The sequence below is a fragment of the Thioalkalivibrio sp. ALgr3 genome, from assembly GCF_000377325.1.
GTDB lineage: Bacteria > Pseudomonadota > Gammaproteobacteria > Ectothiorhodospirales > Ectothiorhodospiraceae > Thioalkalivibrio.
Window position 1 is genome coordinate 95,765 of the sequence record NZ_KB897979.1, and the last position, 25,834, is coordinate 121,598.

The window sequence follows — 25,834 nt, forward strand, 5'->3', positions numbered from 1 at the left end:
TCATGCACCCGATCCCACGCCACGAGAACCCCATGAGCGCCGTCGATCCCTGGCTTGCCCGCCTGTCCCGCGCCCTGCCCCATCACGCCCTGTCGCGGCTGGTGCACCGGCTGGCCCGCATCGAATCCCCGCGCGTCCAGCCGCTGCTGCGTGCCTTCGTGCGCCGCTTCGAGCTCGACATGGACGAGGCCGCGGAGCCGGACATCGCCGCCTACCCCAGCTTCAACGCCTTGTTCACCCGCGCCCTGCGCGACGGGGTACGCCCGCTGGAGGGCGACGCCGCGACCGTGGTCAGCCCGGCGGATGCCCGGGTCAGCGCCAGCGGGCGCATCGAGGCCGGGCGCATCTTCCAGGCCAAGGGGCACGACTATTCGGTGGAAGAACTGCTGGGCGGCGAGAACGACCTCGCGGTGCCGTTTCGCGACGGGCATTTCGTCACGCTGTATCTGTCCCCGCGCCACTACCACCGCCTGCACATGCCGCTGGACGGCACCCTGACCCACGCGATCCATGTCCCCGGGCGGCTGTTCTCGGTGGCGCCGCGCATCGTGCGCCACGTGCCGCGCATCTACGCCCGCAACGAACGCGTGGTGGCGCTGTTCGACACCCGCTTCGGCCCCATGGCGATGGCACTGATCGGCGCCCAGAACGTGGGCTCGATCGAGACCGTGTGGGCCGGGGAGATCACGCCGCCCTCGGCGCGCGAGGCCAGCTGCGTGACCTGGCCGGAGCGCGACATCGCACTGGAGCGCGGCGCGGAGATGGGCCGCTTCAACCTGGGATCGTCGGTGGTCCTGCTGCTGCCCCCGGGGCCGCTGGAACTGGACCCGGCGCTGACGCCCGAAACCGAGGTGCAGGTGCGCAGCGCCCTGGGGCGTTACACCGACCGGGACTGAGCCGCCGCCGCGGGCGCTTCAGGCGCATCCCCAGGGGAAATCGATCACCCGCCGGATATCGTCCTCGCCCAGCAGGCGCATCAGCAGGCGGTCCACTCCCAGCGCCACCCCGGCGCAGTCGGGCAGTCCCGCTTCCAGCGCAGCGTCCAGGAACGGATCGGCCGCGGGTTCCGGCTGCCCGCGCGCACGCCGTCGCGCCCGGTCCTGCTCGCGGCGCCGGCGGAATTCCGCCGGATCGGTCAGCTCGAAATAGCCGTTGGCCAGTTCCAGGTCGCCCCAGTAGACCTCGAAGCGCGCGGCGCAGCCGGGACGCTCGCGGCTGCGCCGGGCGAGGATCGCCTGGCTCTCGGGGTAGTCGTGCAGGATGGTGATGCGTCCCGGCGGAAACCCGGGCACCACGCACAGAGACACCAAAGCATCCAGCCAGGCGTCGCGGTCCAGTTCGCCGTGGACGGTCAGGCCGCGCTGCGCGGCGACGGCCTGCAGGCGCGCCGCGTCGTCGTTCAGCGCGTCGACGCCCAGCGCCTCGTGCAGCAGATCCGGATAGGCCACCACCCGCGGCTCCGGGTCGGGCGCGTGCCAGGCCGGGTCCGCCGCCGAGACCTCCTGCAGCAGGGTCACCACCTCGTCGGCCAGCGTCCGGTCGTCGAGCCCGAGGCGATACCATTCCAGCAGGCTGAACTCGGGGTTGTGGCGAACGCCGCTTTCGCCGCCGCGAAACACCCGGGCGATCTGGTAGATGTCGCCCGCCCCGTCCGCCAGCAGGCGCTTCATCGGGTATTCCGGCGAAGTCTGCAACCAGCCCTCCATGCACCCGCCGGCGCCATCGCCGGCCTGTGCGTGCCAGCTCTCCATGGCGGGGTCGAGGACCGTGCCCCGGCCGAGGACCGGCGTCTCCACCTCCAGCACGCCGCGGCGCGCGAAAAAGCCCCGCAGTTCGGCCAGCAGGCGGGCCCGGGCCACGCGGGCCCCGGCGGCCCGCGGCCGCCAGTCCGACACGGACGCCGGATCAGACGCGCGAGACGTATTCACCCTTGCGGGTGTCCACCTTGATGGTTTCGCCCTCCTCGACGAACAGCGGCACCTTGACCACCGCGCCGGTCTCCAGCGTGGCCGGCTTGGTGCCGCCCTGGGCGGTGTCGCCGCGGATGCCCGGGTCGCACTGGGTGATCTGCAGCTCGACGAAGGCCGGGGCCTCCACCGACAGCGGCTCGCCGTTCCACAGGGTCACGGTGCACATGTCCTGTTCCTTCAGCCACTGGTCGGAGCCATTGAGCGCGGCCTTGCTCACCGCATACTGCTCGAAGCTCTCCGGGGTCATGAAGTGCCAGAACTCGCCGTCGTTGTAGAGATACTGCATCTCGGTCTCGAGCACGTCGGCGGCTTCCACCGACTCGCCCGACTTGAAGGTCTTCTCCACCACGCGCCCGGTGCGCAGGTTGCGCAGCTTCACGCGGTTGAAGGCCTGCCCCTTGCCCGGCTTGACGAACTCGTTCTCGACGATGGACATCGGGTCGCCGTCCAGCAGGAGTTTGAGACCGCCCTTGAATTCGTTGGTACTGTAGGTTGCCATTGCGCGTAGTCCTCGAAGGTTTCCAGCCAGTTCTTCCAGCCGTTCAAACGACGCGGGCCGGCCGTCCCGCCGGGAACCGACCATGCCCAAAAATCCGATCATGATAACGCGTACGCCGCCGGCAACCCATACGCCCCGCTGGCAACAGTCGCTGGCTACCGCGATCCGCGACCCGGCAACCCTTGCCCGGCGCCTGTCCCTCGCCCCGGAGCACCTGCCCGGGATGCAGGCCGGACACGCCAGCTTCCCGATCCGGGTACCGGAGAGCTGGCTCGTCCGCATCGTGCCCGGCGAACCGAAGGATCCACTGCTGCGCCAGGTGCTTCCGCTGGCGGAAGAGACCGACGAGGTGCCCGGCTTCGTCGCCGACCCGGTCGGCGACCATGACGCGCTGGCCGCGCCGGGCGTGGTGCACAAATACGCCGGACGCGCCCTGCTGCTGACCACCGGGGCCTGCGCCATCCACTGCCGTTACTGCTTCCGCCGCGAGTTCGACTACGCCGACCACAACCCCGCACGCGACGACTGGGGCCCGGCACTGGACTATCTCGCGGCGCACCCCGACATCCACGAGGTCATCCTCAGCGGCGGCGACCCCCTGAGCCAGTCCGACACCCGGCTGGCGCGGCTGGTGGCGCGTCTGGAAGCCATTCCCCACCTCGAACGCCTGCGCATCCACACCCGCCTGCCGGTGGTGCTGCCGGAGCGGGTGGACGACGCCCTGCTGGGCTGGCTGGGGCAGGGGCGCCTGCAGCACGTGGTGGTGCTGCATGCCAACCACCCGCGCGAATTCGCGGCCCCGGCCGATCGCGCGCTGGAACGCCTGCGGGCGATCGGCATCACCCTGCTCAATCAGGCCGTGCTGCTGGCCGGGGTCAACGACGACGCCGACACCCTGGTCGAACTGCAGGAGAGCGGTTTTCGCCACGGCGTGCTGCCGTATTACCTGCACTGCCTGGACCGCACCCGCGGCACCGCGCACTTCGAGGTACCTCCGGACCGCGCCGCCGCCATTTACCGGGAAATGCACCGCCGACTCCCGGGCTACCTGCTGCCGCGCCGGGTGCGCGAAATCGCCGGCGAACCGGGCAAAACCCCGAGCCCCGGAATACCGGCTGACGGCGAAACGTCATTCCCCGACTTTTACCCTGACTTTTGATCGGGTACCTTCAGGGGATCTTCCCACTTTCCGGAACAGACCATGATCGATTCGGATGCCGTTTTCCCTCCGCTTCCCGAGGCGGAACCCAGCCCCGAGGGGTTCCCGCCGCACACGGCCAGGGCCCTGCGGGCCTGGTGCGAGGAGCTGCCCCGCGCCGACCGCGAGACGGCGTTCGAAAAACTCTGTGCCCTGCTCGGCTCGCTCAACCGGGTCGCCCTCAAGCCCGGTGTGCGCGACGAACTCGCGGACATCATCGAAGAACACCTGCTGCCCCTGATCCCGGAGGTGGAACGCGGGCTGCGCCGGCGGCCACTGCCGCTGGCCGAACGCAGCCTGCACCGCGCCCGGATCTTCGGTGACGCGCTGCGCGAACTGGCGAACATGCATCTGCTGCTGACCCCGGTCAGCGTGCCCGGCAACAAGGCCTCGCGCGAGAAGGCCACCCCGCACCTGCAAGCCGCCGTGGATGCCCTGGCCGCGCTGGCCATCCATCACTGGCGGCTGTATCAGCCACTTCCTCGGGGCCTGTGGCGACAGATCTACGGTCTGCTGTGGTTCGCCCGCGAGCTGGGGGTGGATCGGCAAAAGGCCCTGCGCCAGACCGCAATCAGCCCGCTCGGCCCGGATTCGATCGATGCCACCACGGCACGCCTGTTCGTGCTCGGCAGCACCGGCGTCAATGCCCTGGAAATCGGCGACATCGACCTCCTGGCCCGCTGGATCGCCGACCTCCCGGTCGCCTGCAGCGAGGCCCCGAGCCCCGAAGAACACCCTGACCTCCCGGTCCTGCGCGCGGATCTGGACACCGACCACCCGCCCGGCCTGGTCCTGCGCAACCTGCCGGCCGGCGAAAGCAGCACGCATGTCGAACTCGGGACCCTGCTGGAGGCCCTGCGCAACCAGCCCGAATCGCTGGACCCCGCACGCCGGGCTGACGGTCGCACGCTGGCCGAACGCATGCTGCGCCTGTGGTCGCGGCTGCCGACCCGTCGCCACTCGCGCGAGACGGCCGACGAACAGCGTTACTGCCTGTTCGGCCTGACCCGCATCCAGGCCTACATGCAGGCCGCGCTGGACAGCCGCAAGGGCCCCGCACGCCCTGCCCCGACCGACGCCGCGGTCCCCGACACCGGTGACGACGACGTTCACCCGGACGGGCGGCCGGCCACCGTGAACGTCATCCGGATGTCGGAGGCCGCGCGTGCCGACAGCGGCCTCAGCCTGTCCGACGAACCGCATGCGACGGAGCCCGACGATGACCCCCGTCCGCTGGCCGACCGTGGCACCGACCGCGCCGGACACGCATGGGAAGATGTCGGTCGTGGTCTCGAGATCGCCGACCACGAAGAGCCGCAGGCCCCCATCGTCAAGCGTCAGCAGCCCGAGCACTGGCAGGTCGAGGACATCGGCGCGGGCGGGATTCGTCTGCGCCTGCAGAACCCGCAACAGACCCTGTTGATCGGCGATCTGGTCGGACTGCGGGAACAGGACCCGGAACAGATCGGCTGGACGGTCGGCGTGCTGCGCTGGATCCGTTTCGAAACCGACGACGAGATCAGCATTGGCGTGGAGTACCTGGCACAGCGCTGCATGCCGGTACTGATCCAGCTCTTCCGCGCCGGTCGTGCGATTCGCGAGGCCCGGCCGGGCCTGTTCACGCCGGTGCGCGTGGGCCAGGACGGAGCGGCGCTGTTCCTGCCGGCACAGGAATTCGATCACGAAAATCGTCTGGTCGTCTGGCTCAACGGCCGCGCACGCGTACTGGCGCTGGACGCAGAGCGCACGGGCACTACACTGTTCACCGAAGTCGGCTGCCGCATGACCGATATCGAGCTGGATGAAGCCCCGACCGACGAGCCGGGAACCCCGGATGCGGGAGATGCGCTCTCCCTGGACCCGCATTAACCGAGTACCCCCACTTCCATGATCGAATCCATTCGCGTCCTCTTCGTGACCGCCAACCCCAACCTGGCGGAGCAGGTCATCAGCAGTATCCGGTCGCGTGGCTGCGCGGTTCGCCCGGAGCAGGTCGATGACGGCGAGGGCCTGACCGCGGCGCTGCGGGAAACCCGCTTCGACGTCGTCGTCTTCACCGAACCCGGGCTGAATCTGGCGCGCAGCGACGTGGATGCGGCCCTGCAGGCCAGTGGCCGCCGCACCCCCCTGGTCCTGATGACGGAACGCCCGGAGGAGGAACGCCTGCCCGACTACGAGGCCGGTGTATTCGCCGTGGTGGACCATCAGCTGGTGGAGCTCACCGCGATCCTGACCCTGCGTGCGGCCGACTCGCTGCATTTGCGACAGCAGATCAAGCGCATGGAGAACTCGCTGCAGGAGTCCGAGCGGCGCAGCCAGCTGCTGCTGGACAACTCGCGCGACGCCATCGCCTACATCCATGACGGCATGCATGTGTACGCCAACGCCTCCTGGCGCGAACGCTTCGGCGTTGACGACCCCGACGACATCGAGGGCCTGCCGCTGATGGATCTGGTCGCGCCGGACAGCCGCGACGACCTCAAGCGCTTCCTGCGCAGCTACCAGGAGGGCAGCGAGGAGGCCATGGCGCAACGTTTCCAGTTGCGCACGATGGACGGCGAGGCCTTCGAGGCGGAGCTGCACCTGTCCTCCACGACCGTGGAAGGCGAGGCCGCGACCCAGGTCCAGCTCAGCTCCGGCGAAGACAAGGAGCTGGCGCAGAAGATCGACTATCTGTCACAGCGCGACCTGGTCACCGGCCTGTACAACCGACAGTACTTCCAGGACGCCATCGAAACCACGCGCACCCGGGCCGCGGAAACCGAAAAGCCCTTCGCCCTGCTGACCGTGGCGGTGGACCATTTCCCCGAAATCCGCGCCAACGCCGGGATGTCCGGGGCCGACCTGATGCTGGCCGACGTCGGCCAGATCATCGAGAGCCATTTCCCGGAAACCGCGGTGGTCGCACGACTGGAGGCCGAACGCTTCGGTGTGCTGCTGCCCGAAGCCCAGCAGGCCGCCGCAGAAGAACGCCTGGATGCACTGCAGGAGGCCATCAACTCGCGGGTGTTCGAGGTGGGCACGCTGTCCACCCATGGCAGCGTTTCGGCCGGCGGGGTCATCGCCGACGAGACCGCGCCGGATACCGAGGAACTGCTGGCGCAGACCGACCGTGCACTGGAGGACGCGGTGAAGGCCGGTGGCGGCACCCATCGCTTCTACCGCCCCGCCGAGGGCGAGCTGACCCAGGCGCAGCTGGATCAGCAATGGAAGAACCGCATACTCGAGGCGCTGGAGGAGAACCGTCTGGAGCTGCGCTATCAGCCGGTGGTCAACCTGCACGGCGCCGACCGTCCGCGTTACAGCGTGTTCGTGCGCCTGCTGGATCCCGACGGCACGGTACACGAGCCGGTGGAATTCCTGCCCAGCGCCGAACGCACCGAAGTGGCGACCCGGATCGACCGCTGGATCCTGCGCCATGCCCTGGCGGTGCTGGCCCGGCAGTTGAAGAAGGACTCGCGCACGCAGTTCTTCCTCAAGCTGACCAACGGTTCGCTGGGCGACCCGTCCGTCCTGACCTGGCTGAACGACGACCTGCACGCCCTGCGCATCCCCGCGGACAACGTGGTGGTGGAGCTCAAGGAACCGACCATTGTCACCCATCTCAAGCCGGCGATGAACGTGGGCCGCGGGCTGAAGGAAATGCACGGTCACCTGTGCGTGGACGATTTCGGCAACGGCCTCAAGCCGTTCCAGCTGCTGCAGCACCTGGATGCCGACCACATCAAGCTGGACGCCTCGTTCGTCAAGAACCTCGCCGAAAGCGAGGAGAACCAGGAGACGATCCGCGAATACACCGAGGCCGCCCACGCCAAGGGCAAGCAGGTCATCGTCCCCCACATCGAGGACGCCTCGGCGCTGGCCGTGCTGTACGGCCTGAACGTCAACCTGGTGCAGGGCTTCTTCCTGCAGGCCCCGATGCCCGAGCCGGACTTCGACTTCGAGTCCGTCTGACGCGCTCGGGGCCGGCTCCCGGCCCTATTTCGACCAGAACTTCAGGTCGTCGAAGAACGAGCGCACCCCGTCGAAGAAGGAGTGTTCCTTGGGGCTGTGCTTGGTGCCGCCGGCCCGGGTCTCTTCCTCGAACTCCTGCAGCAGATCCTTCTGCCGTTTGGTCAGGTTGACCGGCGTCTCCACCACCACGCGACAGATCAGGTCACCCACGCCGCCGCCGTGCACCGATTTCACGCCCTTGCCGCTGACCCGGAACTGCTTGCCGCTCTGGGTCTCCGGCGGGATCTTGAGGTTCACCCGGCCGTCCAGCGCCGGCACCTCCAGCTCGCCGCCCAGCGCGGCGGTGGCGAAGGAAATCGGGACCTCGCAGTGCAGGTCGTTGCCATCGCGGCGGAACAGCTGGTGCGGCTTGACCCGCACCTGCACGTAGAGGTCCCCCGGCGGGCCGCCGTTGAGGCCCGCCTCGCCCTGTCCGGACAGGCGGATGCGGTCGCCGGTGTCCACTCCGGCAGGGACCTTGACGTCCAGGGTGCTCTGCTCCTGCACCCGGCCCTGACCGCCGCAGGCCTTGCAGGGCGTGGGGATGATACGTCCGCTGCCGTGGCAGCGCGGGCAGGTCTGCTGCACCGAGAAGAATCCCTGCTGGATGCGCACCTGCCCCATGCCATTACAGGTCGGGCAGGTTTCGGTGGAGGTGCCCGGTTCCGCGCCCGAGCCGTCACAGGCCTCGCAGCTGCTGGTCGTGGGAATGCGGATCTGCACCTCCGTGCCGAACACCGCTTCCTCCAGCGTCAGCTCGAGGTTGTACTGCAGATCGGAGCCGCGGTAGGCACGCTGCCCGCCGCGACCGCCGCCGCCACCAAAGATGTCGCCGAAGATGTCCTCGAAGATGTCGCTGAAGTTGGACCCTCCGGCACCGCCGCCGAAGCCGCCGGCGGCCGAACCGTCCACGCCGGCGTGGCCGTAGCGGTCGTAGGCCGCCCGTTTCTGGTCGTCGCTGAGGACGTCGTGGGCCTCGCGGGCCTCCTTGAAACGGGCCTCGGCATCTTCATCCCCGGGGTTGCGGTCGGGGTGATACTTCATCGCCAGACGGCGAAAGGCCTTCTTGATGTCGGCGGCGGAGGCGTCCTTCGACACCCCCAGCACCTCGTAGTAATCGCGTTTTGCCATGATCGTTTTCCTGCGGATGGTCCGGGGCGTTCAGCCGTTGCCGGGAACGAAAGCGCCCGGGTTCGCGCATGCGCGGGCCCGGGCGTGGTGGCTGGCAAGGGAAACCGGCCGGCGCGTGGCCGGCCGGCCACGGCCGATCAGCCGTTCTTCTTGTCGTTGTCGTCGACTTCCTCGAACTCGGCGTCGACCACGTCGTCGCCCTGCTGCTGGCCACCGGCTTCCCCGGAGGCATCGGCCGCCCCGGCGTCACCGCCCTGCTGCGCGTAGGCCTTCTCGGCGATCTTGCCGGAGGCTTCGGTCAGCTTCTGCGTGGCCTGCTCGATGGCCTCGGCGTCGTCGCCTTCCATCGCGGTCTTGACCTCGCTCACCGCCGACTCGATCTCGGAGCGTTCCTCGTCGGAGACCTGATCGCCCAGATCACTGAGCGACTTCTCGGCGGAGTGCACCATGGCATCGGCCTGGTTGCGCGCCTGCACCAGCTGCTGGAACTTCTTGTCCTCTTCGGCATGGGCCTCGGCGTCCTTGACCATCTGCTCGACTTCGTCCTCGGACAGGCCGGAGGAGGCCTTGATGACGATCTTGTTCTCCTTGCCGGTCGCCTTGTCCTTGGCCGAGACGTTCAGGATGCCGTTGGAGTCGATGTCGAAGGTGACCTCGATCTGCGGCACGCCGCGCGGCGCCGCCGGGATGTCCTGCAGGTCGAAGCGGCCCAGCGACTTGTTGGCGCTGGCCATGTCGCGCTCGCCCTGCAGCACGTGCACGGTCACCGCGGTCTGGTTGTCTTCGGCGGTGGAGAACACCTGCTGCGCCCGGGTCGGGATGGTGGTGTTCTTCTCGATCAGCTTGGTCATCACGCCGCCCATGGTCTCGATGCCCAGCGACAGCGGGGTCACGTCCAGCAGCAGCACGTCCTTGACGTCGCCGCCCAGCACGCCGGCCTGCACCGCGGCGCCGACCGCAACCGCCTCGTCCGGGTTCACGTCCTTGCGCGCATCCTTGCCGAAGAAGCCGGAGACCGCTTCCTGCACCTTGGGCATGCGGGTCTGACCGCCGACCAGGATCACGTCGTCCACCTCGGAGGCGGACAGGCCGGCGTCCTTCAGCGCGACCTTGCAGGGCTCGATGGAGCGCTGGATCAGGTCCTCGACCAGGCTCTCCAGTTTGGCCCGGGTGACCTTGATCGCCAGGTGCTTGGGCCCGGTATTGTCGGCCGTGATGTACGGCAGGTTGACCTCGGTCTGCTGCGCGGAGGACAGCTCGATCTTCGCCTTTTCGGCGGCCTCCTTCACGCGCTGCATGGCCAGCGGATCGCCCTTGATGTCGATGCCCTGGTCCTTCTTGAACTCGTCGGCCAGGTAGTCGATCAGGCGATTGTCGAAGTCCTCGCCACCGAGGAAGGTATCGCCGTTGGTCGCCAGCACCTCGAACTGGTGCTCGCCGTCCACCTCGGCGATCTCGATGATCGAGATGTCGAAGGTACCACCGCCCAGGTCGTACACCGCGATCTTGCGGTCACCGCGCTGCTTGTCCATGCCGTAGGCCAGCGAGGCGGCCGTCGGCTCGTTGATGATGCGCTTGACCTCCAGCCCGGCGATCTTGCCGGCGTCCTTGGTCGCCTGGCGCTGCGAGTCGTTGAAGTAGGCCGGCACGGTGATGACCGCTTCGGTCACCTCTTCCCCGAGGTAATCCTCGGCGGTCTTCTTCATCTTCTGCAGCACGCGCGCGGAGATCTCCGGCGGGGCCATCTTCTTGCCCTGCACCTCGACCCAGGCGTCGCCGTTGTCGGCCTTGACGATGCTGTAGGAGACGAGGTCGATGTCCTTCTGCACTTCGCCCTCGTCAAACTTGCGGCCGATCAGGCGCTTGGCCGCAAAGATGGTGTTGTGCGGGTTGGTCACCGCCTGGCGTTTGGCGGCCTGGCCGACCAGCACCTCGCCATCTTCACTGAACGCGACGATGGACGGCGTGGTGCGCGCGCCCTCGGCGTTCTCGATGACCTTGGCCTGGTCGCCTTCCATCACGGCGACGCAGGAGTTGGTGGTCCCGAGGTCGATTCCGATCATCTTGCCCATGGCTGAATTCTCCTGAAATTGAAAGTTCGCGGCACAGGGGACGCCCCTGCCCGTTTGTACGGTGATCTGGGGGCCGTGGCGGCCTTTTCAACCGCCCCGGCCGGAATTCGTGACCGGCGAATGGTCAGGCGTTCTCGTCGATGCCCGGGGAACTGGGCGCCTTCGAGACCATGACCATCGCCGGACGCAGGACCCGGTCCTGCAGCATGTAACCCTTCTGCATGGTCGCGACCACGGTGTTCGGCGGCTGCTCGGGATCCTCCTGCATCGACATCGCCTGATGGCGCTCCGGATCGAAACGCTCGCCGGTGGGCTCCTCGGCCTGGATGCCGAACTTGTCGAAGACCTTGTGCAGGTTCTTGAGGGTCAGGTCCACGCCCTCGATGACGCGGTCCACGTCCTGCGACTCGCGCGCGGCCTGCAGCCCCATCTCCAGGGAATCACAGACCTCCAGCATCTCGGAGGCGAATTTCTCCATCGCATACTTGTGCGCGTTCTCCAGCTCGCGTTCGAAGCGCCGGCGCTGGTTCTCCAGCTCGGCCTGCGCGCGCAGGGCCTGGTCGCGCCGCTCCTCGGCCAGCGCCTCCAGCTCCTGGATGCGATCGGCCTCGCCGGCCGCCGCGGCCGCTTCCTGTTCCTCGGGGGAGGGCGACTCCTGCGCTTCGTTTTCGGGGGTTTCCCGGGATTCCGGCTGTTCGGACATGCTTCCCTCGCGTTCGTATCGAGTGTTGTTCGGACGGGCGCCGCCTGTCGCCGGCGCACAAGCAGGAAGGCGGGGCTCGCGGCCCCGCCTTCGCGGTGTTTACTGGGAGTCTGGGGATTCCCCGCGCACATTCAAGGCCGAGCCCAGCAATCGTGCGGTGACGTCCACGATGGGCACGACCCGGTCGTAGGACATGCGCGTCGGGCCGATCACACCCAGCACACCCACCACCTCGCCTTCCACGCTGTAGGGCGCGGTCACCACCGAGCAGTTCTCGAACCAGTCGAGACCCGACTCGCGGCCGATGAAGATCTGCACCCGGTCGCCGCGGATGCACTGGTCGAGGATGCCGAGGATCTCGCGCTTCTCGTTGAACGCTTCCAGCAGCTGCCGCAGGCGCTCCATGTCGGAAAGCTCCTCGTAGCCCAGCAGCTGGGTCTGGCCGGCCACGACGACATCGTCGGGGTCCTCGTCGCCCAGCGCCTGTTCGCCCAGGTCGATGGCGGCCAGCATCTGCGCGTCCAGGTCGTCGCGCACCTCGCGCATTTCCCGCAGGAGTTCGGCGCGCACCGTATGCAGGCTCTTCCCCGCGAGATGCGCGTTGAGATAATTGGCCATGCGCTGCAGGTCGTCCTGACTGAAGTCCCGCTCCAGTTCGAGGACGCGATTCTGCACCTCGCGGCCGTCGATCACCAGGATCGCCAGCACCCGGCCCTCGCCCAGCCGCAGGAACTCGATCTGCGACAACGCGACGTTGCGATGCCGCGGCAGCCGCACCATCCCGGCCATGCGCGTCACCTGGGACAGCACGCTGCTGGCGCTGTCCAGCAGGTCCTGGGTGGAGGCGCCGGGATCGAAGCGCGATTCGATCGCATCGATCTGCTCGCGACTGGGCTTGCGCACCTCCAGCAGGCTGTCGACGAACAGCCGGTAGCCGGCGGTGGTCGGAACCCGCCCGGCCGAGGTGTGCGGCGCCTGGATCAGGCCACGATCCTCGAGATCGGCCATCACGTTGCGCACCGTCGCGGCGCTCACCTTGAGGCCCGAGGCGCGCGCGAGGTTGCGGGACCCCACCGGCTGACCATCGCTGATATAGCTCTCGATCAGCGTCCGCAGCAGGGTCCGCTCGCGGGCATCCAGCTGAATCGACGAGTCGTTCATGTTTCTGTCAGCGCTCCTTCCGGACGAGTGCCACAACCGTCCAAGTGTTCGGGGACCGCGCCCCGCCGTCAAGCGGCCGCGTGCAGGACCGCCCCGTTTTCCGGATAATGCCGGCATGATGCCAGAGTTCAAGACCGTCGGCCTGATCGGCAAGGCCAACGACCCGCGCACCGCTCCGCTGGTGGAGCGGCTGGTACAGCTGCTGTGCGAGCGCGAGCGACACATACTGATGGAGGCCGACATCGAGGGCTTCCAGCGCCCGGCCGACGTACCGATCCGGCCGGTCGGCGAGCTGGCGCGCGAAGCCGACCTGCTGATCGTGATCGGCGGCGACGGCACCCTGCTGGCGACCGCCCGGGTCACCGCCGGGATCGGCACGCCGCTGCTGGGGATCAATCTCGGCCGCCTGGGCTTCCTGGTCGACGTATCCCCCGATACCGCGCCGGAGGAACTGGGGGAGGTCCTGGACGGCGCCTACGTGCTGGAACCGCGCTCCATGCTGGAGGCCGAAGTGGTGCGCGACGGCGTGACCGTGCACACCGGGGTCGCGGTCAACGACGCCGTGCTGCACGTACTCAGCGTGGTGCGCATCATCGAGTTCGACACCACCATCGATGGCGTGGACGTCGGGCGCCTGCGTGCCGACGGACTGGTGGTTGCCACGCCCACCGGCTCCACCGCCTACGCCCTGTCGGCCGGCGGCCCCATCCTCACCCCGCAGATGGACGGCATGGTGATCGTCCCGGTCGCGCCGCACAGCCTGAACCACCGCCCGCTGGTGGTGGGCGGTGATTCGGTCATCGAGATCCAGCTGTCCCCCGACAGCCGCTCGCCGGCACAGGTCGCGCTGGACGGTCAGGAGAACGTCGACTTCGGGCCCGGCGACCGCCTGCGCATCCGCCGCCGCGACTACGGCATGACCCTGATCCACCCGCACAATCACCAGTTCCTGCGCATGCTGCGTTCCAAGCTGCGCTGGGGAGAACAGCCCTGACATGCTGCGCCTGATCCACATCCGCGATTTCGCCATCGTCGACGAACTCGAACTCGAGCTCGACGACGGCCTCAACGCCCTGACCGGCGAGACCGGCGCCGGCAAGTCCATCCTGGTTGACGTGGTCGGCCTGCTGCTGGGCGACCGCGCCGACGCCTCCATGGTGCGCGAGGGCGCCGAACAGGCCGAGCTGGGCGCCGAATGCGAACTGCCGGACAACAGCCCGGCGCATGCCTGGCTAGCCGAGGCCGGTCTGGCCGGCGAGGACGGCGACCCGCTCCTGCTGCGCCGCGTGCTGACGCGCCAGGGCAAGAGCCGCGCCTGGATCAACGGGCGCCCCGCAACCGTTACCCAGCTGCGGGAACTGGGCCAGTGGCTGGTCGACATCCACGGGCAGCATGCCCATCAGCAGCTGCTCGGGCGCGATACCCAGCGGGCCTGGCTGGACGGCTTTGTCGAGGCGCCCCTGTGCCATGCGGTGTCTACCGCCTTCCAGCAATGGCGCGAGGCCCGCAGCGCCCTGGAAAAGGCCCGTGCGGAGCTGGCCGAAGCCGGTGACCGGCTGGACCTGCTGCGCTTTCAGACCGGCGAACTGGCCGAACTGGCGCCGGAACCCGACGAATACCCCGAGCTCTCCACCGAACAGAGCCGGCTGGCGCACGGCACCGAGGTGCTGCAGGCCCTCCAGGCCGCCGACGCCACCATCGGCGAGGACAACGGGCTGGATGCCCTGCTCGGCCAGATGCTGCACCGGCTGCAGGAGGCGGCCCGCCATGACGACCGCCTGCAGCCCGGGATCGAGCTGCTGGAGTCGGCCCGCATCCAGATCGACGAGGCCGGGGACACCCTGCGCCGGCTGGCCGAGGACATCGACCCCGACCCGCAGCGCCTGGCGGAGCTGGATGCGCGACTGGGGGAGTACCTGCGTCTGGCGCGCAAGCACCGGGTCGAACCGGAGGAACTGCCCGGCCTGCACCGGCGCCTGATGGACGAACTCGAGCACCTGGAATCCGGCGACCGGACGGTCGAAGAACTGGAGGCCCGGGCCACGCAGGCGCGCAGCGCGCTGGAAGACGCCGCGGCGGAACTCACCCGCGCACGCGAGCAGGCCGCGCGGCGCATCGAGACCGCTGTCACCGAGACCATGCAGGAACTGGGCATGGCCGGCGGACGTTTCGAGATCGCCGTGGAACCCGACGACGAACCGCGCGCCCATGGCGCCGACCGGGTGGAATTCCGCGTCGCCGCCAACCCCGGCCAGACCCCGCAGCCGCTGGCCCGAGTGGCATCGGGCGGCGAACTGTCGCGTATCGGCCTGGCCCTGCAGGTGCTCGCGAGCCAGCAACAGACCGTGCCCACCCTGATCTTCGACGAGGTCGATTCGGGCATCAGCGGCGCGGTGGCCGAGGTCGTCGGGCGCAAGCTGCGGCGGCTGGGGGAACGCCACCAGGTGCTGTGCGTCACCCATCTCGCGCAGGTCGCCGCACAGGCCCATCATCAGCTGGAAGTGGCCAAGACCACGGCCGAGGATCACACCCGCACCGGCATCCGGCGTCTCGATCACGAAGACCGGGTAGACGCCCTGGCCCGCCTGATCGGCGGCAGTGCCCTCACCGAGAGCAGCCGCGCCCACGCACGGGAGCTGCTGGAAACGCCCGGCGGGTGAGACGACTCCCCCGGCGAAGCCCCGGGGGGAGAGGGTTCAGGCGGGGCGGCGGGGGCAGGCCTCGTCGTTGCAGTCGCCGTACAGCACCAGGGCATGATCCCGGATCGAAAACCCGTAGTCCGAGGCGATCTGCTGCTGACGCTGTTCGATGGTCTCGTCGTAGAACTCCTCGACCCGCCCGCACTGGTTGCAGACGATGTGGTCGTGGTGGCCGCCGCGCTCCAGCTCGAACACCGCCTGGTTGCCCTCCAGGTGGAGCCGGCAGACCAGGCCGGCGGCCTCGAACTGGGTGAGCACGCGATACACCGTGGCCAGGCCGATCTCCTCGCCGGAATCCAGCAGCTCGCGGTAGATCGCCTCGGCCGTGAGATGCCGCGTCTCCGACTGATCCAGGATCTCCAGGATCTTCATCCGCGGCAGCGTGACTTTCAGACCGGCCTTCTTGAGATTGCTCGTTTCCATGCACGATCCCTGCATCGCGTCGGGCTCCGGGCATTGAGAGCCACCGGATGCTTTGGTGTACCATGCGCGTTTCCAGACTCGTTCAAGGTCCCGCGCGCTCGATGTACAAGATTCTCATTACTATCGCGGTCGCCGCAAGCACGCTTACCGCGTGCAGTGGCTTTAACCAGTTCCGTCTCGACGTGCAGCAGGGCAACGTGATCGACGCCACCGACGTGGCGCGAGTCCAGCCCGGCATGACGCCCGGCCAGGTGCGTTTCCTGCTGGGGACGCCGCAACTGGACGCGGCCTTCAAGAGCGAGGACCGCTGGGACTATGTCTATTACCGGCGTCCGGGGATCGGCCCCACCGAACGCCAGCGCGTGAGCGTGTATTTCCAGGACGGCGTGGTCGCCTACATCGACTCCGACGTGCCGCAGCCGGTCGCCCTGGAGGACCACCCGGTGGACATGGACGACTGAGGGAGACGGGCGGGCCGCGTCACCGGGGTCACGCCTCCCCGCCCTTTTCTTTCGTCTTGCCCTTGCCGGCACGCTGGCGCCGCACCTCTTTCGGGTCGGCGATCAGCGGGCGGTAAATCTCCACCCGGTCGCGCGGCCGCAGCACGGTATCGCGGCGGGTAATCTTGCCGAAGATACCGACCTTCGCGTTGTCCAGATCGATCTCCGGAAACTGCCGGTCGATCTCGGACTGGCGCAGCGCCTGCTCCACGGTCGTGCCGGGCGGGACCTCCAGCGACAGGATCACCTGGCGGTCGGGCCGCGCATAGGCGACCTCGACCGTCATCGGCCCCTCGCCACCATCGTCTGCCTCAGCCATTCCCGTGCACCTCCTGCGCGCGGCGGACGAAGGCGTCCACCAGGGAATTGGCGATCTGGTGGAACACCGGACCGATCGCAAACGACATCAGCCGGCTGGCGAACTCGAATTCCAGCTCCAGCGAGATGCGCGTGCCGCCGCCCTCCAGCTCGGTGAAGCGCCAGGTGCCGTGCAGGCGCTGGAACGGCCCCTTCACCAGACGGATGTCGATGGACTCCGGCCGCCGCAGGGTGTTGCGGGTGGTGAACGACTTGTGCAGCGCCCCCTTGGCGAGCTCGATCGTGCCCTCCACCTGGTTCTCGCTGCGGTTGCGTGCGGACGCGCTGCGACAGCCCGGCAGGAATTCCGGGTAAGAGTCGATGTCGTCCACCAGGTCGAACATCTGCTCGCGCGAATACGGAACGTCGGCCGAACGCTGGATCTTCGAACCCATCAGATCAGCTCCACCGCACGCAGGAACACCAGCAGGATCGCGACCGGCGCGACGAAACGCACCAGGAAGTACCACAGCCCGAACAGCGCCGGGGAGCGCATCGCCAGCTCCGCACTCACCGACCCGCGAGTCATGCGCCAGCCGGCGAACACGGCGATCAGGAATCCGCCCAGCGGCAGCAGGATGTTCGCGGTCAGGTAGTCGAGGAAATCGAGCACGCCCATGTCGAACAGGGTGTAGTCCGACCAGACGTTGAGCGACAGCAGCGCCGCGATCCCCAGGGTCCAGGCCGCGATCGCCAGCACCGTGGTCGCAGCCACCCGCGTCATGCCCACGGTTTCCACCAGCCAGGCCACCGCCGGCTCGGCGATCGAGATCGCCGAGGTCCAGGCCGCGAAGCTCAACAGGATGAAGAACACCGTGCCGAAGATCAGCCCGCCGGGCATCTCGCCGAAGGCCAGCGGCAGGGTCACGAAGATCAGCCCCGGCCCCTCGCCCGGCGACAGCCCGGCGCCCAGCACGATCGGGAAGATCGCCAGCCCGGCCACGATCGCGACCAGGGTATCCGCCCCCACGACCACCCCGGCGGTGCGCGGGATGGAGGCGTCGCTCTGCAGATAGCTGCCGTAGATCATGATTGCGCCCATGCCCAGGCTCAGGGTAAAGAAGGCCTGCCCCATGGCCAGCAGCACCGCGTTAGCGGACAACTCGGAGAAGTCCGGCGCCAGCATGAACGCCAGACCCTCGGCGAAGTTGCCCTGCACCACCGCGTAGCCGACCATCACCAGCAGCATCACGAACAGCAACGGCATCAGGATGGTCACCGCCTTCTCCAGCCCCGACTGCACCCCGCGCGCGACCACGATGCCGACCATCACCATGAAGATGGTGTGCCAGGCCAGCAGCGCCTCGGGGGAGGCCAGCATGCCGTCGAACATCGCCTCGGAGCCACTGGCGTCCAGGCCGACAAAGCCGCCCGCCCCGCTCTTGAAGATGTACGACAGGGCCCAGCCCGCGACCACCGAGTAGAACGACAGGATCAGGAAACCGGTCACCACGCCGATCCAGCCGATGGAGGCCCAGCCGGTCGACACCCCCTCCTCGCGCGACAGGCTGGTCATGGTGTTGATCGGCGACTGGCGCCCGCGCCGGCCCAGCATGATCTCGGCGATCATCACCGGCAGGCCGATGAGCAATATGCAGCCCAGATACACCAGCACGAAGGCGCCACCGCCGTTCTCGCCGGCGATGTAGGGGAAACGCCAGATGTTCCCGAGCCCGACGGCCGAGCCCGTCGCCGCGAGGATGAAGGCCAGACGGGTGGTCCATTGACCATGGATCGATGCGGTGGGTGGCATGCGGATCTCCGTGTTTTTGCCCGTGGATTGTGAGCCAAGGCCGGCCGGCACTCAACTGAGTGCCGGTCCATGGATGCCCGACGTTGACGCCTGGAGTACACTCCGCCCCCATGGGCAAGAAGAAGAAAACCGCCGGGGACGGCTCCAGTACCATCGCGCTCAACCGCCGCGCGCGTCACGACTACCACATCGAGGACCGGCTGGAAGCCGGGCTGGCCCTCGAGGGCTGGGAGGTCAAGTCGCTGCGGGCCGGCCGCGCACAGATCAGCGAAGCCTATGTCCTGCTGCGCAACGGCGAGGCATACCTGTTCGGCGCCCATTTCACTCCGTTGCCCACCGCCTCCACGCACATCAATCCGGATCCGAGCCGCACGCGCAAGCTCCTGCTGCACCGCTCCGAGATCAACCGACTGATTGGTGCGGTGGAACGCCGCGGCTTCACCCTGGTCCCGCTGGCCCTGTACTGGAAACGCGGCCGGGCCAAAGTGGAGATCGGCCTGGCCAAGGGCAAGAAGGCCTACGACAAGCGCGCCGACAAGAAGGAAAAGGACTGGCAGCGCGAACGCGCGCGCATCATGAAGAACGGCTGATGCGGGCTCACTCGCGGGCCGCGCGCCAGCGACAGGCACCCCCGGCCGCCTCGTCCAGCACCGCCAGCAGCTCGGCATGGGCGGCCGCCTCTTCCGCCGACGGCTCCACGACCGGCAGGGGCTGCCCCGAACGCCGTGCCCGCGCCGGCGCCTGATCCCCCGTATCCTGCTCGCTGTCGCTGTCCAGGGTCAGGCTCACCTGCCCGCCGGTCATCGCCAGATAGACATCGGCCAGCAGCTCCGCGTCCAGCAGCGCGCCGTGCAGCGTCCGGTCCGAGGCATCCACCCCGTAGCGCTTGCACAGCGCGTCCAGCGAATTGCGGCTGCCCGGATGCATGCGCCGCGCCAGCACCAGCGAATCCAGCACCCCGCAGATCTCGCCGATGGAGCCCGCCGGCGCCTGGTCGCCCAGCAGCGCCAGCTCGTGATCGAGAAAGCCGATGTCGAACGGGGCGTTGTGAATCACCAGTTCCGCCCCGCGCACGAATTCCACGAATTCCCCTGCCAGGTCGGCGAAACGCGGCTTGTCCGCGAGAAACTCGTTGTCGATCCCGTGCACCGCCACCGCACCGGCATCGATCTCCCGGTCCGGCTGGATGTAGTGATGCCACACCCGGCCGGTCGGCCGGCGATTGTCCACCTCCAGACAGCCGATCTCGATGATGCGGTGCCCGTCCGCCGGTTCCAGGCCGGTGGTCTCGGTGTCCAGCACGATCTGGCGCATGTTGCGTCCCCTTCGATTCGGTCTTCCCGCGGATGGCTCAGCTGGCCGCCCCGCTCAGGAGTTCGTCGATGCCGGCATTCGCCAGCTCGTCGGCGCGCTCGTTCTCCGGGTGCCCGCTGTGGCCGCGGACCCAGTACCACTCGATGGAATGGCGCGCCGCCTGGGCATCCAGCGCTTCCCACAGATCCCGGTTTTTCACCGGCTGGCCGCTGGCCGAGCGCCAGTTGCGCCGTTTCCAGCCGGGCAGCCATTCGGTCACGCCCTGCTTCACGTACCTGGAATCGGTGACCAGCTCCACCCGACAGGGTCGCTGCAGGGTCTCCAGCGCCCGGATGGCCGCGGTCAGCTCCATGCGGTTGTTGGTGGTCTCGGCCTCGCTGCCGTACAGCTCGCGCTCGTGCCCGCGGTAGCGCAGCACCGCCCCCCAGCCGCCGGGACCGGGGTTGCCGCGGCAGGCGCCGTCGGTATAGATGTACACCCGCTCGTCGTCGTCACTCATTGCCGTCCCTCGTTCGGCCGCGTTCGCCGGCGCATGATACGCGCGAAACGGCCGCGCCGGGAGCACCCGTCGGCGGCGCGAAGCGCAGCGCTCGTGCCGGCCGCAGGGGCTCCTCCACCCGCTTGTGCGCGATGGTCAGGATGACCCCGGCCAGCGGGGGAAGTCCACGCAGAGCCCAGCGGTCCAGTCGTGCCAGCCGGCGCTGCCAGGCCACCGACAGGCCGGGCGGCAGCACGCTGAGATTCCACTGCTCCAGCACCTCCAGGCCGGCGGCCGCCAGCATCCCCCGATAGCGTACGCTGCGCAGTCCCTCGGGCAGCGGGGACGGGCGCAGGCCGGCTTCCGGATCGCCGTGCAGCCGGTTGGCCTCCAGCATGAACAGATGCCCCTCGGGCTCCAGCACTCGGGCCGCCTCGTTGACCACCACCTGCGGCTCCGGACTCCAGCTGCAGGGATGGCCCAGCACGATGATCCGCGCCCCGGCGGATTCCAGCGCCCAGGCCTCCGGATCGATCCGGACCTGCGCCCCCGGATCCGCCACGCGCAGCACCCGTGCCTGATCCGGGGCGTCGGGATCCATCAACGGCGCCGGCGCCAGTTCCACCGCAACGTTCAACGGGCTCCCGGTCGCGTGGCGGCGCATGCGATCCAGCAGGCGCTCGCGCACCCGCTGGCCCTGAGGCTGGGCATACCACCGGGCGAGGCAATCGCGTGCCCGTGCTTGGTGCTCCGGGTTGGCTGGTTTATCCTTCGTCCCCATGAAACTTCGATGCCCCGCTGTTCCCGTTCGCCCGCTGGCTCTCGCCGTTACCGTGGCCCTGTTCTCCGGTTGTAGCCTACACGACCGCGAGCGGTCACTGGATACCGCCGACACCGGTACCGGGAGTCCGGCCGAGGCGCGCACCTACGACACCGAAGACGTCGAAGCCGCCATGCAGCGCCAGGCCGAGAAGGCGGAAAAGCGTGCCGCCGAAACCGACGACCTGTGGGAACGTGCCCGGCTGAACTACGGTTTCAGCGACGAACTCGACCACGATCGCGTCCAGCGTTATCTCGACCATTATCGCGATCAGCCGCGGATCATCGAACTCTCCACGCGGCGGGCCGAACCCTTCGCCTATTTTATCCTGTCGGAGCTCGAGGCTCGCGACATGCCGGCGGAACTCCTGCTGCTCCCCATCGTGGAGAGCGGCTATGCCCCGGAAGCCACCTCCAGCGGACGTGCCGCCGGGATCTGGCAGTTCATACCGTCCACCGGGGATCATTTCGACCTGCACCGCGACGACTGGTACGACGGCCGGCGCGATGTCTACCAGTCGACCCTGGCGGCACTCGACTATCTCGAATACCTGCATTCCCGCTTCGACGACTGGTACCTCGCCCTGGCCGCCTACAACTGGGGCCAGGGGAACGTCCGCCGGGCGATGGAGGCCAATGCCGCGCAGGGCCGCGACACCGACTACTGGAGCCTTGACCTGCCGGCCGAACCGCATGCCTACGTTCCCCGCCTGCTGGCCCTGCGCGAGCTGTTCCGCGCGCCGGATGAACACGGCGTGACCCTGACCCCCGTGGCCAACGAACCGGCGCTAGAGATCGTCCGCCCGGAACGCCAGGCGGATCTGGCCCTGGTCGCGGACATGGCCGAGCTGGATACCGCCGAGCTGGAACGCCTGAACCCCGGCTACCACCGGCACGCCACGCATCCCGAACATGCGCGGCACCTGTTCGTGCCGGCCGAAGCCGCGGACCGTCTGGAAACCGCGCTGGCGGAACACGGCGACGATCCGCTGCTGCGTTTCCGCGAATACACCGTGCGCGCGGGCGACAACCTCGGCCGTATCGCACGCGACGCCGGTACCGAGGTCGCGGTCGTACGGCAGATGAACGATCTCAATGGCGACCTGATTCGCGCGGGCCAGACCCTGCGCCTGCCGGTGGGCGGGGACGACGCCGGGGCCGCCACGGCCGTCGCCGAGGCCGGCGATGCGGATTCACTGACGGAATACGAAGTCCGCCGCGGCGACAGCCTCTGGACCATCAGCCAGTCCACCGGCATGAGCCTGAGCGAACTGCGGCGGGTCAACGACCTCGGGCGCGACACCACCCTGCAGCCCGGGGATGTACTCCAGGTCGCGGCGGCACACGGCGATGAAGGCACGGTGCACTACGAGGTCCGCCCGGGGGATTCGCTGTCCGGCATCGCCCGGCGCTTCGAGGTCTCGGTGGAAGACGTGCGGCGCTGGAACGGCCTTAACGGCGACCGCATCCGCGCCGGCGAGACCCTGGTCCTGCACATCGATCACGACGACGCGACCGTCGCCCGCGCGGACACCTGACGCGCTGGCCCGACCCGGGGCACATCGGTATGATCCCGGGAACACGCGTCCGCGACGCCAATCGCATCAAACCAGCAAGGAGAGTTTCATGGGCTTTCTCACCGGCAAGCGCGCCCTGGTCGTCGGGGTCGCCAGCAACCGTTCCATCGCCTATGGCATCGCCGCGGCGCTGCACCGGGAGGGCGCGGAGCTGGCCTTCACCTATCAGAACGAACGGATGCGCGACCGCGTGGAAAAACTGGTCGCCGATTTCGACTCGGACATCCTGATCCCCTGCAACGTCGAGAGCGATGAAGAGATCGAACAGGTCTTCGAACACCTGGACGACTACTGGGACGGCGTCGACATTCTGGTTCACTCCGTGGCCTATGCGCCCAAGGAGGAACTGGACGGCGATTTCCTCGACAACATGACCCGCGACGGCTTTCGCACCGCGCATGATGTCAGCTCCTACTCGCTGGCGGCCTTCGCCAAGGCCGGACGCGCGATGATGAAGGATCGCGATGCCTCCATCCTGACGCTCAGCTACCTGGGCGCCCAGCGATCCATGCCCAACTACAACGTGATGGGTCTGGCGAAGGCGAGCCTCGAAGCGAATGTCCGCTATCTGGCCTACACCCTCGGGCCGGAGGGCACCCGCGTGAACGCCGTCTCCGCCGGCCCCATCCGCACCCTCGCGGCATCCGGGATCGGGGATTTCAAGCGCATCCTCGACCATGTCGAGAGCAACGCCCCGCTGCGGCGTAACGTCACCATTGATCAGGTTGGCAATGCCGGGGCGTTCCTGTGCTCCGACCTGGCTTCCGGCATCACCGGTGAGGTGATGTACGTCGACTCCGGTTACAACACCGTCGGCCTCGGCCAGCACGAGATCGGCCTCGACAGCTAGGCCACGAACGGGCGGCCTGCCGGCCGCCGGGTCTCTGAACCGAGAAAGGCCCGGCCAGTCATCTGGCCGGGCCTTTTTTTGTGCGCGGCCGGGCGGCCTGATACCGCCCGGCTCTTTCTCTACTCCCTTTTCCCTCTACTCCAGGTTCTCCGGAAAACGCTGAATATCGGCCTCGGACTCCAGCCACGCCAGATAGGCACGCATCTCGGCACCGCCGTAGGCGTTGCGCAGCTGGTCGCGGGCCTGCTGGCGCAGAGCCGGGTCCTCCTGCGTGCCCCCGGCCTGCACCGCCTCCAGGGCCACCACGGCAAAGTCACCGCCGGACAGCGTCAGGCCCGACAGCCGCGGCCCGTCCTCTCCGGGTGCGGCCAGACGGAACACCGGTGCCACCAGGCCGTCCGGCACGTCACCGTCGCGGGTATCCCGGCGCAGCTCGCGCGAGCGCGTCCAGCTGCCCTCGTCTTCGATGGCAGCCGCCCAGTCCTCGGCCTCGCGCAGGTCTTCCAGCAGGGCCTCGCCGGCTTCGCGCGCCGCCTCGGCGGCCGCTTCGGCCTGCAGCCGGGCCCGAATCTCGTCCTCGACCTCGGCCAGCGGACGCAGCTCCGCCTCTTCCCGTTCGGCCACGCGCAGCACGATCGTCGAGCCATCATCAAGATCCAGGGCATCGCTGTTCTCTCCGCGCTCGCGCACCCGCTCGCCAAAGGCCGCATCGCGCACGGAACGCGAGTCCGCGATGCCGCTGCCCGAGTCGCGGGTGAACCAGTCGGTCGTGCGGATCTCCAGCCCGGTCGCCTCGGCCGCGGGCTCCAGACTTTCCGGGAACTCGACGCTCAGCGACATCAGGTCGTCCAGCGCATCGATCTGCATCTGCTCGGCACGCCGGTCACGCAGGTCGGATTCCACGTCGTCACGCACCTGCTCCAGCGGCTGTGCGCGGGCATCCTCGATCGCAGTCACCTGGATGATGTACCAGCCCTGATCGGTCCGCACCGGCTGGCTCACCATCCCCTCGGGCAGACTGAAGATCACCGTCTCCAGGGTCGACGATCCCAGATCCCCGCGGGCCAGCTCACCCATGCGCCCGCCCCGCGGCGCGCTCAGGGAATCCTCGGAGTATTCCTCGGCCAGCTCCGCAAAATCTTCGCCGTCCTCGATCCGCTGATGCAGCTCGCCAATCCGTGCCTCGGCGTCGTCCTCGTCCGCCAGGCGGATGACCCGGACATCGCGCAGTTCCGGTTCCTCGTAACGCGACCGGTTGGCGCGGTAGTGCTCCACGATGTCTTCCTCGCTCAGCTCGACGGCCTCTTCCAGCGATGCCGGGTCGAGCTGAAGGTACTCCACCCGCAGACGCTCTGCGGTCGTGAACTCCTCCGGATTCGCTTCGTAGTAGGCCTGAACGGCGTCCTCGTCCACCACGCCGGGGCGATCGAAATCCTCCGCCGCGAACACCCGCCAGCTCACCGTCCGCACCTGATTGCGCAGCGCGGCGTACTCGTCCACCAGGCCTTCGTCGAAGCGACCCGACTCGCGGATGCCCGTCTGGATCTGCGACATCACCAGCGAGCGACCGATGTCATCCTCGAAATCCGCGGGACTGATGCGCTGGGCCGACAACAGCTGGGAATAGCGCTCGGGACTGAACTGTCCGCCCTCCTGAAACACCGGCATCGCGCGGATCTCGCGCCGCACGGATTCGCTGGCGGCGGTAAACCCGAGATCATCGGCCGCCTGACGCAACAGGGTCTCGCGAATCAGGCTCTCCAGCGCCTGCAGCCGAATCCCCTCGTCGTCGAATTCGTCCGGGATCTCGCCGCCGAACATGCGGCGGAGTTCATCCCGCTGGGCACGCGCCTCCTGATGCACGGACCGGGTATCGATGTCCACGCCGTTGACCTCGGCAGCCACGATGTCGCCGGCTCCGCCGAAGTATTCGCCCACGCCCCACAGGGCGAAGGGGACCGCGATCAGGCCGATGATTACGTAGGCGAGCCAGCCGGTCGCCCGATCTCGAATTGCTTGCAGCATGCTGGTTTTGTCCGTTCGGGTTCAGCAGGGAAAACAGATCAATGGTAGCAGGCGCGCCCTCCGCCGTCTGTCGGACACACCAACAAAAAAGGCGCCCCGGAGGGCGCCTTTCGAAATATGGCGGAGCGGACGGGACTCGAACCCGCGACCCCCGGCGTGACAGGCCGGTATTCTAACCAACTGAACTACCGCTCCGTATTCTTTTCAGCGCAGCCGCATCGAGCAGGTCTGCGCCTGGTGGGTGCTGACGGATTCGAACCGCCGACATTCGCCTTGTAAGGGCGACGCTCTACCAACTGAGCTAAGCACCCG

At 68.2% G+C, this 25,834-nt stretch carries 24 protein-coding genes and 2 tRNA genes; 10 read left to right on the forward strand and 16 right to left on the reverse strand.

Annotated elements, in window-relative coordinates; all coding sequences use genetic code 11:
* Window positions 1-32: 32 nt before the first annotated feature.
* Window positions 33-896: an archaetidylserine decarboxylase gene (gene asd / locus C998_RS0106125; protein WP_026279499.1), complete on the forward strand. Its 864-nt coding sequence runs from the start codon at window positions 33-35 to the stop codon at window positions 894-896.
* 18 nt (window positions 897-914) lie between these two features.
* Here asd and epmA read toward each other — a convergent pair whose 3' ends face one another.
* Window positions 915-1,895 carry an EF-P lysine aminoacylase EpmA gene (gene epmA / locus C998_RS0106130; RefSeq protein WP_018869981.1) on the reverse strand — a complete coding sequence of 327 codons (981 nt, stop codon included), beginning with the start codon at window positions 1,893-1,895 and terminating at the stop codon, window positions 915-917.
* Window positions 1,896-1,905: 10 nt separating this feature from the next.
* On the reverse strand, window positions 1,906-2,469 hold the full coding sequence (gene efp / locus C998_RS0106135; RefSeq protein WP_018869982.1) for an elongation factor P: 564 nt from the start codon (window positions 2,467-2,469) through the stop codon (window positions 1,906-1,908).
* Window positions 2,470-2,569: 100 nt separating this feature from the next.
* Here efp and epmB point away from each other — a divergent pair, with 100 nt between their 5' ends.
* Genes epmB through C998_RS0106150 form a run of 3 tightly spaced genes read left to right on the forward strand, consistent with a single transcriptional unit; the run spans window position 2,570 to window position 7,621 of the window.
* Window positions 2,570-3,628 (forward strand): EF-P beta-lysylation protein EpmB, encoded by a 1,059-nt coding sequence (gene epmB / locus C998_RS0106140; RefSeq protein WP_051076726.1) that lies wholly within the window; start codon window positions 2,570-2,572, stop codon window positions 3,626-3,628.
* A gap of 42 nt (window positions 3,629-3,670) precedes the next feature.
* Window positions 3,671-5,536, forward strand: coding sequence for a hypothetical protein (locus tag C998_RS0106145; protein WP_018869984.1), 1,866 nt, complete (start codon window positions 3,671-3,673; stop codon window positions 5,534-5,536).
* A gap of 18 nt (window positions 5,537-5,554) precedes the next feature.
* Window positions 5,555-7,621 (forward strand): GGDEF domain-containing phosphodiesterase, encoded by a 2,067-nt coding sequence (locus tag C998_RS0106150; RefSeq protein ID WP_018869985.1) that lies wholly within the window; start codon window positions 5,555-5,557, stop codon window positions 7,619-7,621.
* 24 nt (window positions 7,622-7,645) lie between these two features.
* Here C998_RS0106150 and dnaJ read toward each other — a convergent pair whose 3' ends face one another.
* From dnaJ to hrcA, 4 genes are all read right to left on the reverse strand, one after another.
* Entirely contained in the window at window positions 7,646-8,791 is a 1,146-nt protein-coding gene (dnaJ, locus tag C998_RS0106155; protein WP_018869986.1) for a molecular chaperone DnaJ, read from the reverse strand.
* Between the two features lie 137 nt (window positions 8,792-8,928).
* A complete protein-coding gene (gene dnaK, locus C998_RS0106160) occupies window positions 8,929-10,863 on the reverse strand; it encodes a molecular chaperone DnaK (protein WP_018869987.1) in 1,935 nt (644 codons plus the stop codon).
* A gap of 124 nt (window positions 10,864-10,987) precedes the next feature.
* Complete coding sequence (gene grpE, locus C998_RS0106165) at window positions 10,988-11,566, reverse strand: nucleotide exchange factor GrpE (RefSeq protein WP_018869988.1); 579 nt, start codon at window positions 11,564-11,566, stop codon at window positions 10,988-10,990.
* A gap of 99 nt (window positions 11,567-11,665) precedes the next feature.
* On the reverse strand, window positions 11,666-12,727 hold the full coding sequence (gene hrcA / locus C998_RS0106170; RefSeq protein ID WP_018869989.1) for a heat-inducible transcriptional repressor HrcA: 1,062 nt from the start codon (window positions 12,725-12,727) through the stop codon (window positions 11,666-11,668).
* Window positions 12,728-12,842: 115 nt separating this feature from the next.
* Here hrcA and C998_RS0106175 point away from each other — a divergent pair, with 115 nt between their 5' ends.
* Together C998_RS0106175 and recN are read left to right on the forward strand one after the other, a co-directional pair.
* Window positions 12,843-13,721 (forward strand): NAD(+) kinase, encoded by an 879-nt coding sequence (locus C998_RS0106175; RefSeq protein WP_018869990.1) that lies wholly within the window; start codon window positions 12,843-12,845, stop codon window positions 13,719-13,721.
* A gap of 1 nt (window position 13,722) precedes the next feature.
* Complete coding sequence (gene recN, locus C998_RS0106180) at window positions 13,723-15,387, forward strand: DNA repair protein RecN (RefSeq protein ID WP_018869991.1); 1,665 nt, start codon at window positions 13,723-13,725, stop codon at window positions 15,385-15,387.
* Between the two features lie 36 nt (window positions 15,388-15,423).
* Here recN and fur read toward each other — a convergent pair whose 3' ends face one another.
* A complete protein-coding gene (gene fur / locus C998_RS0106185) occupies window positions 15,424-15,849 on the reverse strand; it encodes a ferric iron uptake transcriptional regulator (RefSeq protein ID WP_018869992.1) in 426 nt (141 codons plus the stop codon).
* Between the two features lie 101 nt (window positions 15,850-15,950).
* Between fur and C998_RS0106190 the strand changes: the two genes are divergently transcribed.
* Window positions 15,951-16,310 (forward strand): outer membrane protein assembly factor BamE, encoded by a 360-nt coding sequence (locus C998_RS0106190; protein ID WP_018869993.1) that lies wholly within the window; start codon window positions 15,951-15,953, stop codon window positions 16,308-16,310.
* A gap of 28 nt (window positions 16,311-16,338) precedes the next feature.
* Here the strand turns inward: C998_RS0106190 and C998_RS0106195 are convergent, their stop codons facing one another.
* The 3 genes from C998_RS0106195 to C998_RS0106205 are packed head-to-tail and all read right to left on the reverse strand — an operon-like array spanning window position 16,339 to window position 18,459.
* On the reverse strand, window positions 16,339-16,668 hold the full coding sequence (locus C998_RS0106195) for an RnfH family protein (RefSeq protein ID WP_018869994.1): 330 nt from the start codon (window positions 16,666-16,668) through the stop codon (window positions 16,339-16,341).
* Complete coding sequence (locus C998_RS0106200) at window positions 16,661-17,101, reverse strand: type II toxin-antitoxin system RatA family toxin (RefSeq protein WP_018869995.1); 441 nt, start codon at window positions 17,099-17,101, stop codon at window positions 16,661-16,663. The genes C998_RS0106195 and C998_RS0106200 overlap by 8 nt, the downstream gene beginning before the upstream one ends.
* Window positions 17,101-18,459, reverse strand: coding sequence for a sodium-dependent transporter (locus C998_RS0106205; protein WP_018869996.1), 1,359 nt, complete (start codon window positions 18,457-18,459; stop codon window positions 17,101-17,103). Before C998_RS0106205 ends, C998_RS0106200 begins: the two co-directional genes overlap by 1 nt.
* 110 nt (window positions 18,460-18,569) lie before the next feature.
* Here C998_RS0106205 and smpB point away from each other — a divergent pair, with 110 nt between their 5' ends.
* Window positions 18,570-19,049, forward strand: a complete 480-nt coding sequence (smpB, locus tag C998_RS0106210; RefSeq protein WP_018869997.1) for an SsrA-binding protein SmpB — start codon at window positions 18,570-18,572, stop codon at window positions 19,047-19,049.
* Window positions 19,050-19,056: 7 nt separating this feature from the next.
* Here smpB and dnaQ read toward each other — a convergent pair whose 3' ends face one another.
* From dnaQ to C998_RS0106225, 3 genes are read right to left on the reverse strand one after another with little or no spacing between them, the layout of a single operon-like run.
* Entirely contained in the window at window positions 19,057-19,773 is a 717-nt protein-coding gene (gene dnaQ, locus C998_RS0106215; protein WP_018869998.1) for a DNA polymerase III subunit epsilon, read from the reverse strand.
* A gap of 37 nt (window positions 19,774-19,810) precedes the next feature.
* Window positions 19,811-20,272 carry a ribonuclease HI gene (rnhA, locus tag C998_RS0106220; protein WP_018869999.1) on the reverse strand — a complete coding sequence of 154 codons (462 nt, stop codon included), beginning with the start codon at window positions 20,270-20,272 and terminating at the stop codon, window positions 19,811-19,813.
* Window positions 20,265-20,939 carry a hypothetical protein gene (locus tag C998_RS0106225; RefSeq protein WP_018870000.1) on the reverse strand — a complete coding sequence of 225 codons (675 nt, stop codon included), beginning with the start codon at window positions 20,937-20,939 and terminating at the stop codon, window positions 20,265-20,267. The genes rnhA and C998_RS0106225 overlap by 8 nt, the downstream gene beginning before the upstream one ends.
* A 91-nt stretch (window positions 20,940-21,030) precedes the next feature.
* On the opposite strand from C998_RS0106225, the gene C998_RS0106230 reads away from it, so the two are divergent.
* Window positions 21,031-22,608 carry a LysM peptidoglycan-binding domain-containing protein gene (locus tag C998_RS0106230; RefSeq protein WP_051076725.1) on the forward strand — a complete coding sequence of 526 codons (1,578 nt, stop codon included), beginning with the start codon at window positions 21,031-21,033 and terminating at the stop codon, window positions 22,606-22,608.
* 88 nt (window positions 22,609-22,696) lie between these two features.
* Window positions 22,697-23,497, forward strand: coding sequence for an enoyl-ACP reductase (locus C998_RS0106235; protein WP_018870002.1), 801 nt, complete (start codon window positions 22,697-22,699; stop codon window positions 23,495-23,497).
* 135 nt (window positions 23,498-23,632) lie between these two features.
* On the opposite strand, the gene C998_RS0106240 is transcribed toward C998_RS0106235, so the two are convergent.
* The 3 genes from C998_RS0106240 to C998_RS0106250 form a co-directional block, all read right to left on the reverse strand.
* On the reverse strand, window positions 23,633-25,522 hold the full coding sequence (locus C998_RS0106240) for a SurA N-terminal domain-containing protein (RefSeq protein WP_018870003.1): 1,890 nt from the start codon (window positions 25,520-25,522) through the stop codon (window positions 23,633-23,635).
* A gap of 118 nt (window positions 25,523-25,640) precedes the next feature.
* Window positions 25,641-25,717: transfer RNA gene (locus tag C998_RS0106245), tRNA-Asp, on the reverse strand.
* A gap of 40 nt (window positions 25,718-25,757) precedes the next feature.
* A tRNA-Val gene (locus C998_RS0106250) sits at window positions 25,758-25,833 on the reverse strand.
* Window position 25,834: the final 1 nt, after the last annotated feature.

Bases quoted from the DNA above. Each gene is read 5' to 3' on its own strand.
- C998_RS0106190 (WP_018869993.1), top strand. From the start codon at position 15,951: ATGTACAAGATTCTCATTACTATCGCGGTCGCCGCAAGCACGCTTACC.
- C998_RS0106145 (WP_018869984.1), top strand. From the start codon at position 3,671: ATGATCGATTCGGATGCCGTTTTCCCTCCGCTTCCCGAGGCGGAACCC.
- epmB (WP_051076726.1), top strand. From the start codon at position 2,570: ATGATAACGCGTACGCCGCCGGCAACCCATACGCCCCGCTGGCAACAG.
- hrcA (WP_018869989.1), bottom strand. From the start codon at position 12,727: ATGAACGACTCGTCGATTCAGCTGGATGCCCGCGAGCGGACCCTGCTG.
- C998_RS0106150 (WP_018869985.1), top strand. From the start codon at position 5,555: ATGATCGAATCCATTCGCGTCCTCTTCGTGACCGCCAACCCCAACCTG.
- dnaK (WP_018869987.1), bottom strand. From the start codon at position 10,863: ATGGGCAAGATGATCGGAATCGACCTCGGGACCACCAACTCCTGCGTC.
- recN (WP_018869991.1), top strand. From the start codon at position 13,723: ATGCTGCGCCTGATCCACATCCGCGATTTCGCCATCGTCGACGAACTC.
- smpB (WP_018869997.1), top strand. From the start codon at position 18,570: ATGGGCAAGAAGAAGAAAACCGCCGGGGACGGCTCCAGTACCATCGCG.
- C998_RS0106235 (WP_018870002.1), top strand. From the start codon at position 22,697: ATGGGCTTTCTCACCGGCAAGCGCGCCCTGGTCGTCGGGGTCGCCAGC.
- fur (WP_018869992.1), bottom strand. From the start codon at position 15,849: ATGGAAACGAGCAATCTCAAGAAGGCCGGTCTGAAAGTCACGCTGCCG.
- grpE (WP_018869988.1), bottom strand. From the start codon at position 11,566: ATGTCCGAACAGCCGGAATCCCGGGAAACCCCCGAAAACGAAGCGCAG.
- C998_RS0106205 (WP_018869996.1), bottom strand. From the start codon at position 18,459: ATGCCACCCACCGCATCGATCCATGGTCAATGGACCACCCGTCTGGCC.
- dnaQ (WP_018869998.1), bottom strand. From the start codon at position 19,773: ATGCGCCAGATCGTGCTGGACACCGAGACCACCGGCCTGGAACCGGCG.
- C998_RS0106230 (WP_051076725.1), top strand. From the start codon at position 21,031: ATGAAACTTCGATGCCCCGCTGTTCCCGTTCGCCCGCTGGCTCTCGCC.
- asd (WP_026279499.1), top strand. From the start codon at position 33: ATGAGCGCCGTCGATCCCTGGCTTGCCCGCCTGTCCCGCGCCCTGCCC.
- C998_RS0106240 (WP_018870003.1), bottom strand. From the start codon at position 25,522: ATGCTGCAAGCAATTCGAGATCGGGCGACCGGCTGGCTCGCCTACGTA.
- C998_RS0106175 (WP_018869990.1), top strand. From the start codon at position 12,843: ATGATGCCAGAGTTCAAGACCGTCGGCCTGATCGGCAAGGCCAACGAC.
- rnhA (WP_018869999.1), bottom strand. From the start codon at position 20,272: ATGAGTGACGACGACGAGCGGGTGTACATCTATACCGACGGCGCCTGC.
- C998_RS0106200 (WP_018869995.1), bottom strand. From the start codon at position 17,101: ATGGGTTCGAAGATCCAGCGTTCGGCCGACGTTCCGTATTCGCGCGAG.
- dnaJ (WP_018869986.1), bottom strand. From the start codon at position 8,791: ATGGCAAAACGCGATTACTACGAGGTGCTGGGGGTGTCGAAGGACGCC.
- C998_RS0106195 (WP_018869994.1), bottom strand. From the start codon at position 16,668: ATGGCTGAGGCAGACGATGGTGGCGAGGGGCCGATGACGGTCGAGGTC.
- efp (WP_018869982.1), bottom strand. From the start codon at position 2,469: ATGGCAACCTACAGTACCAACGAATTCAAGGGCGGTCTCAAACTCCTG.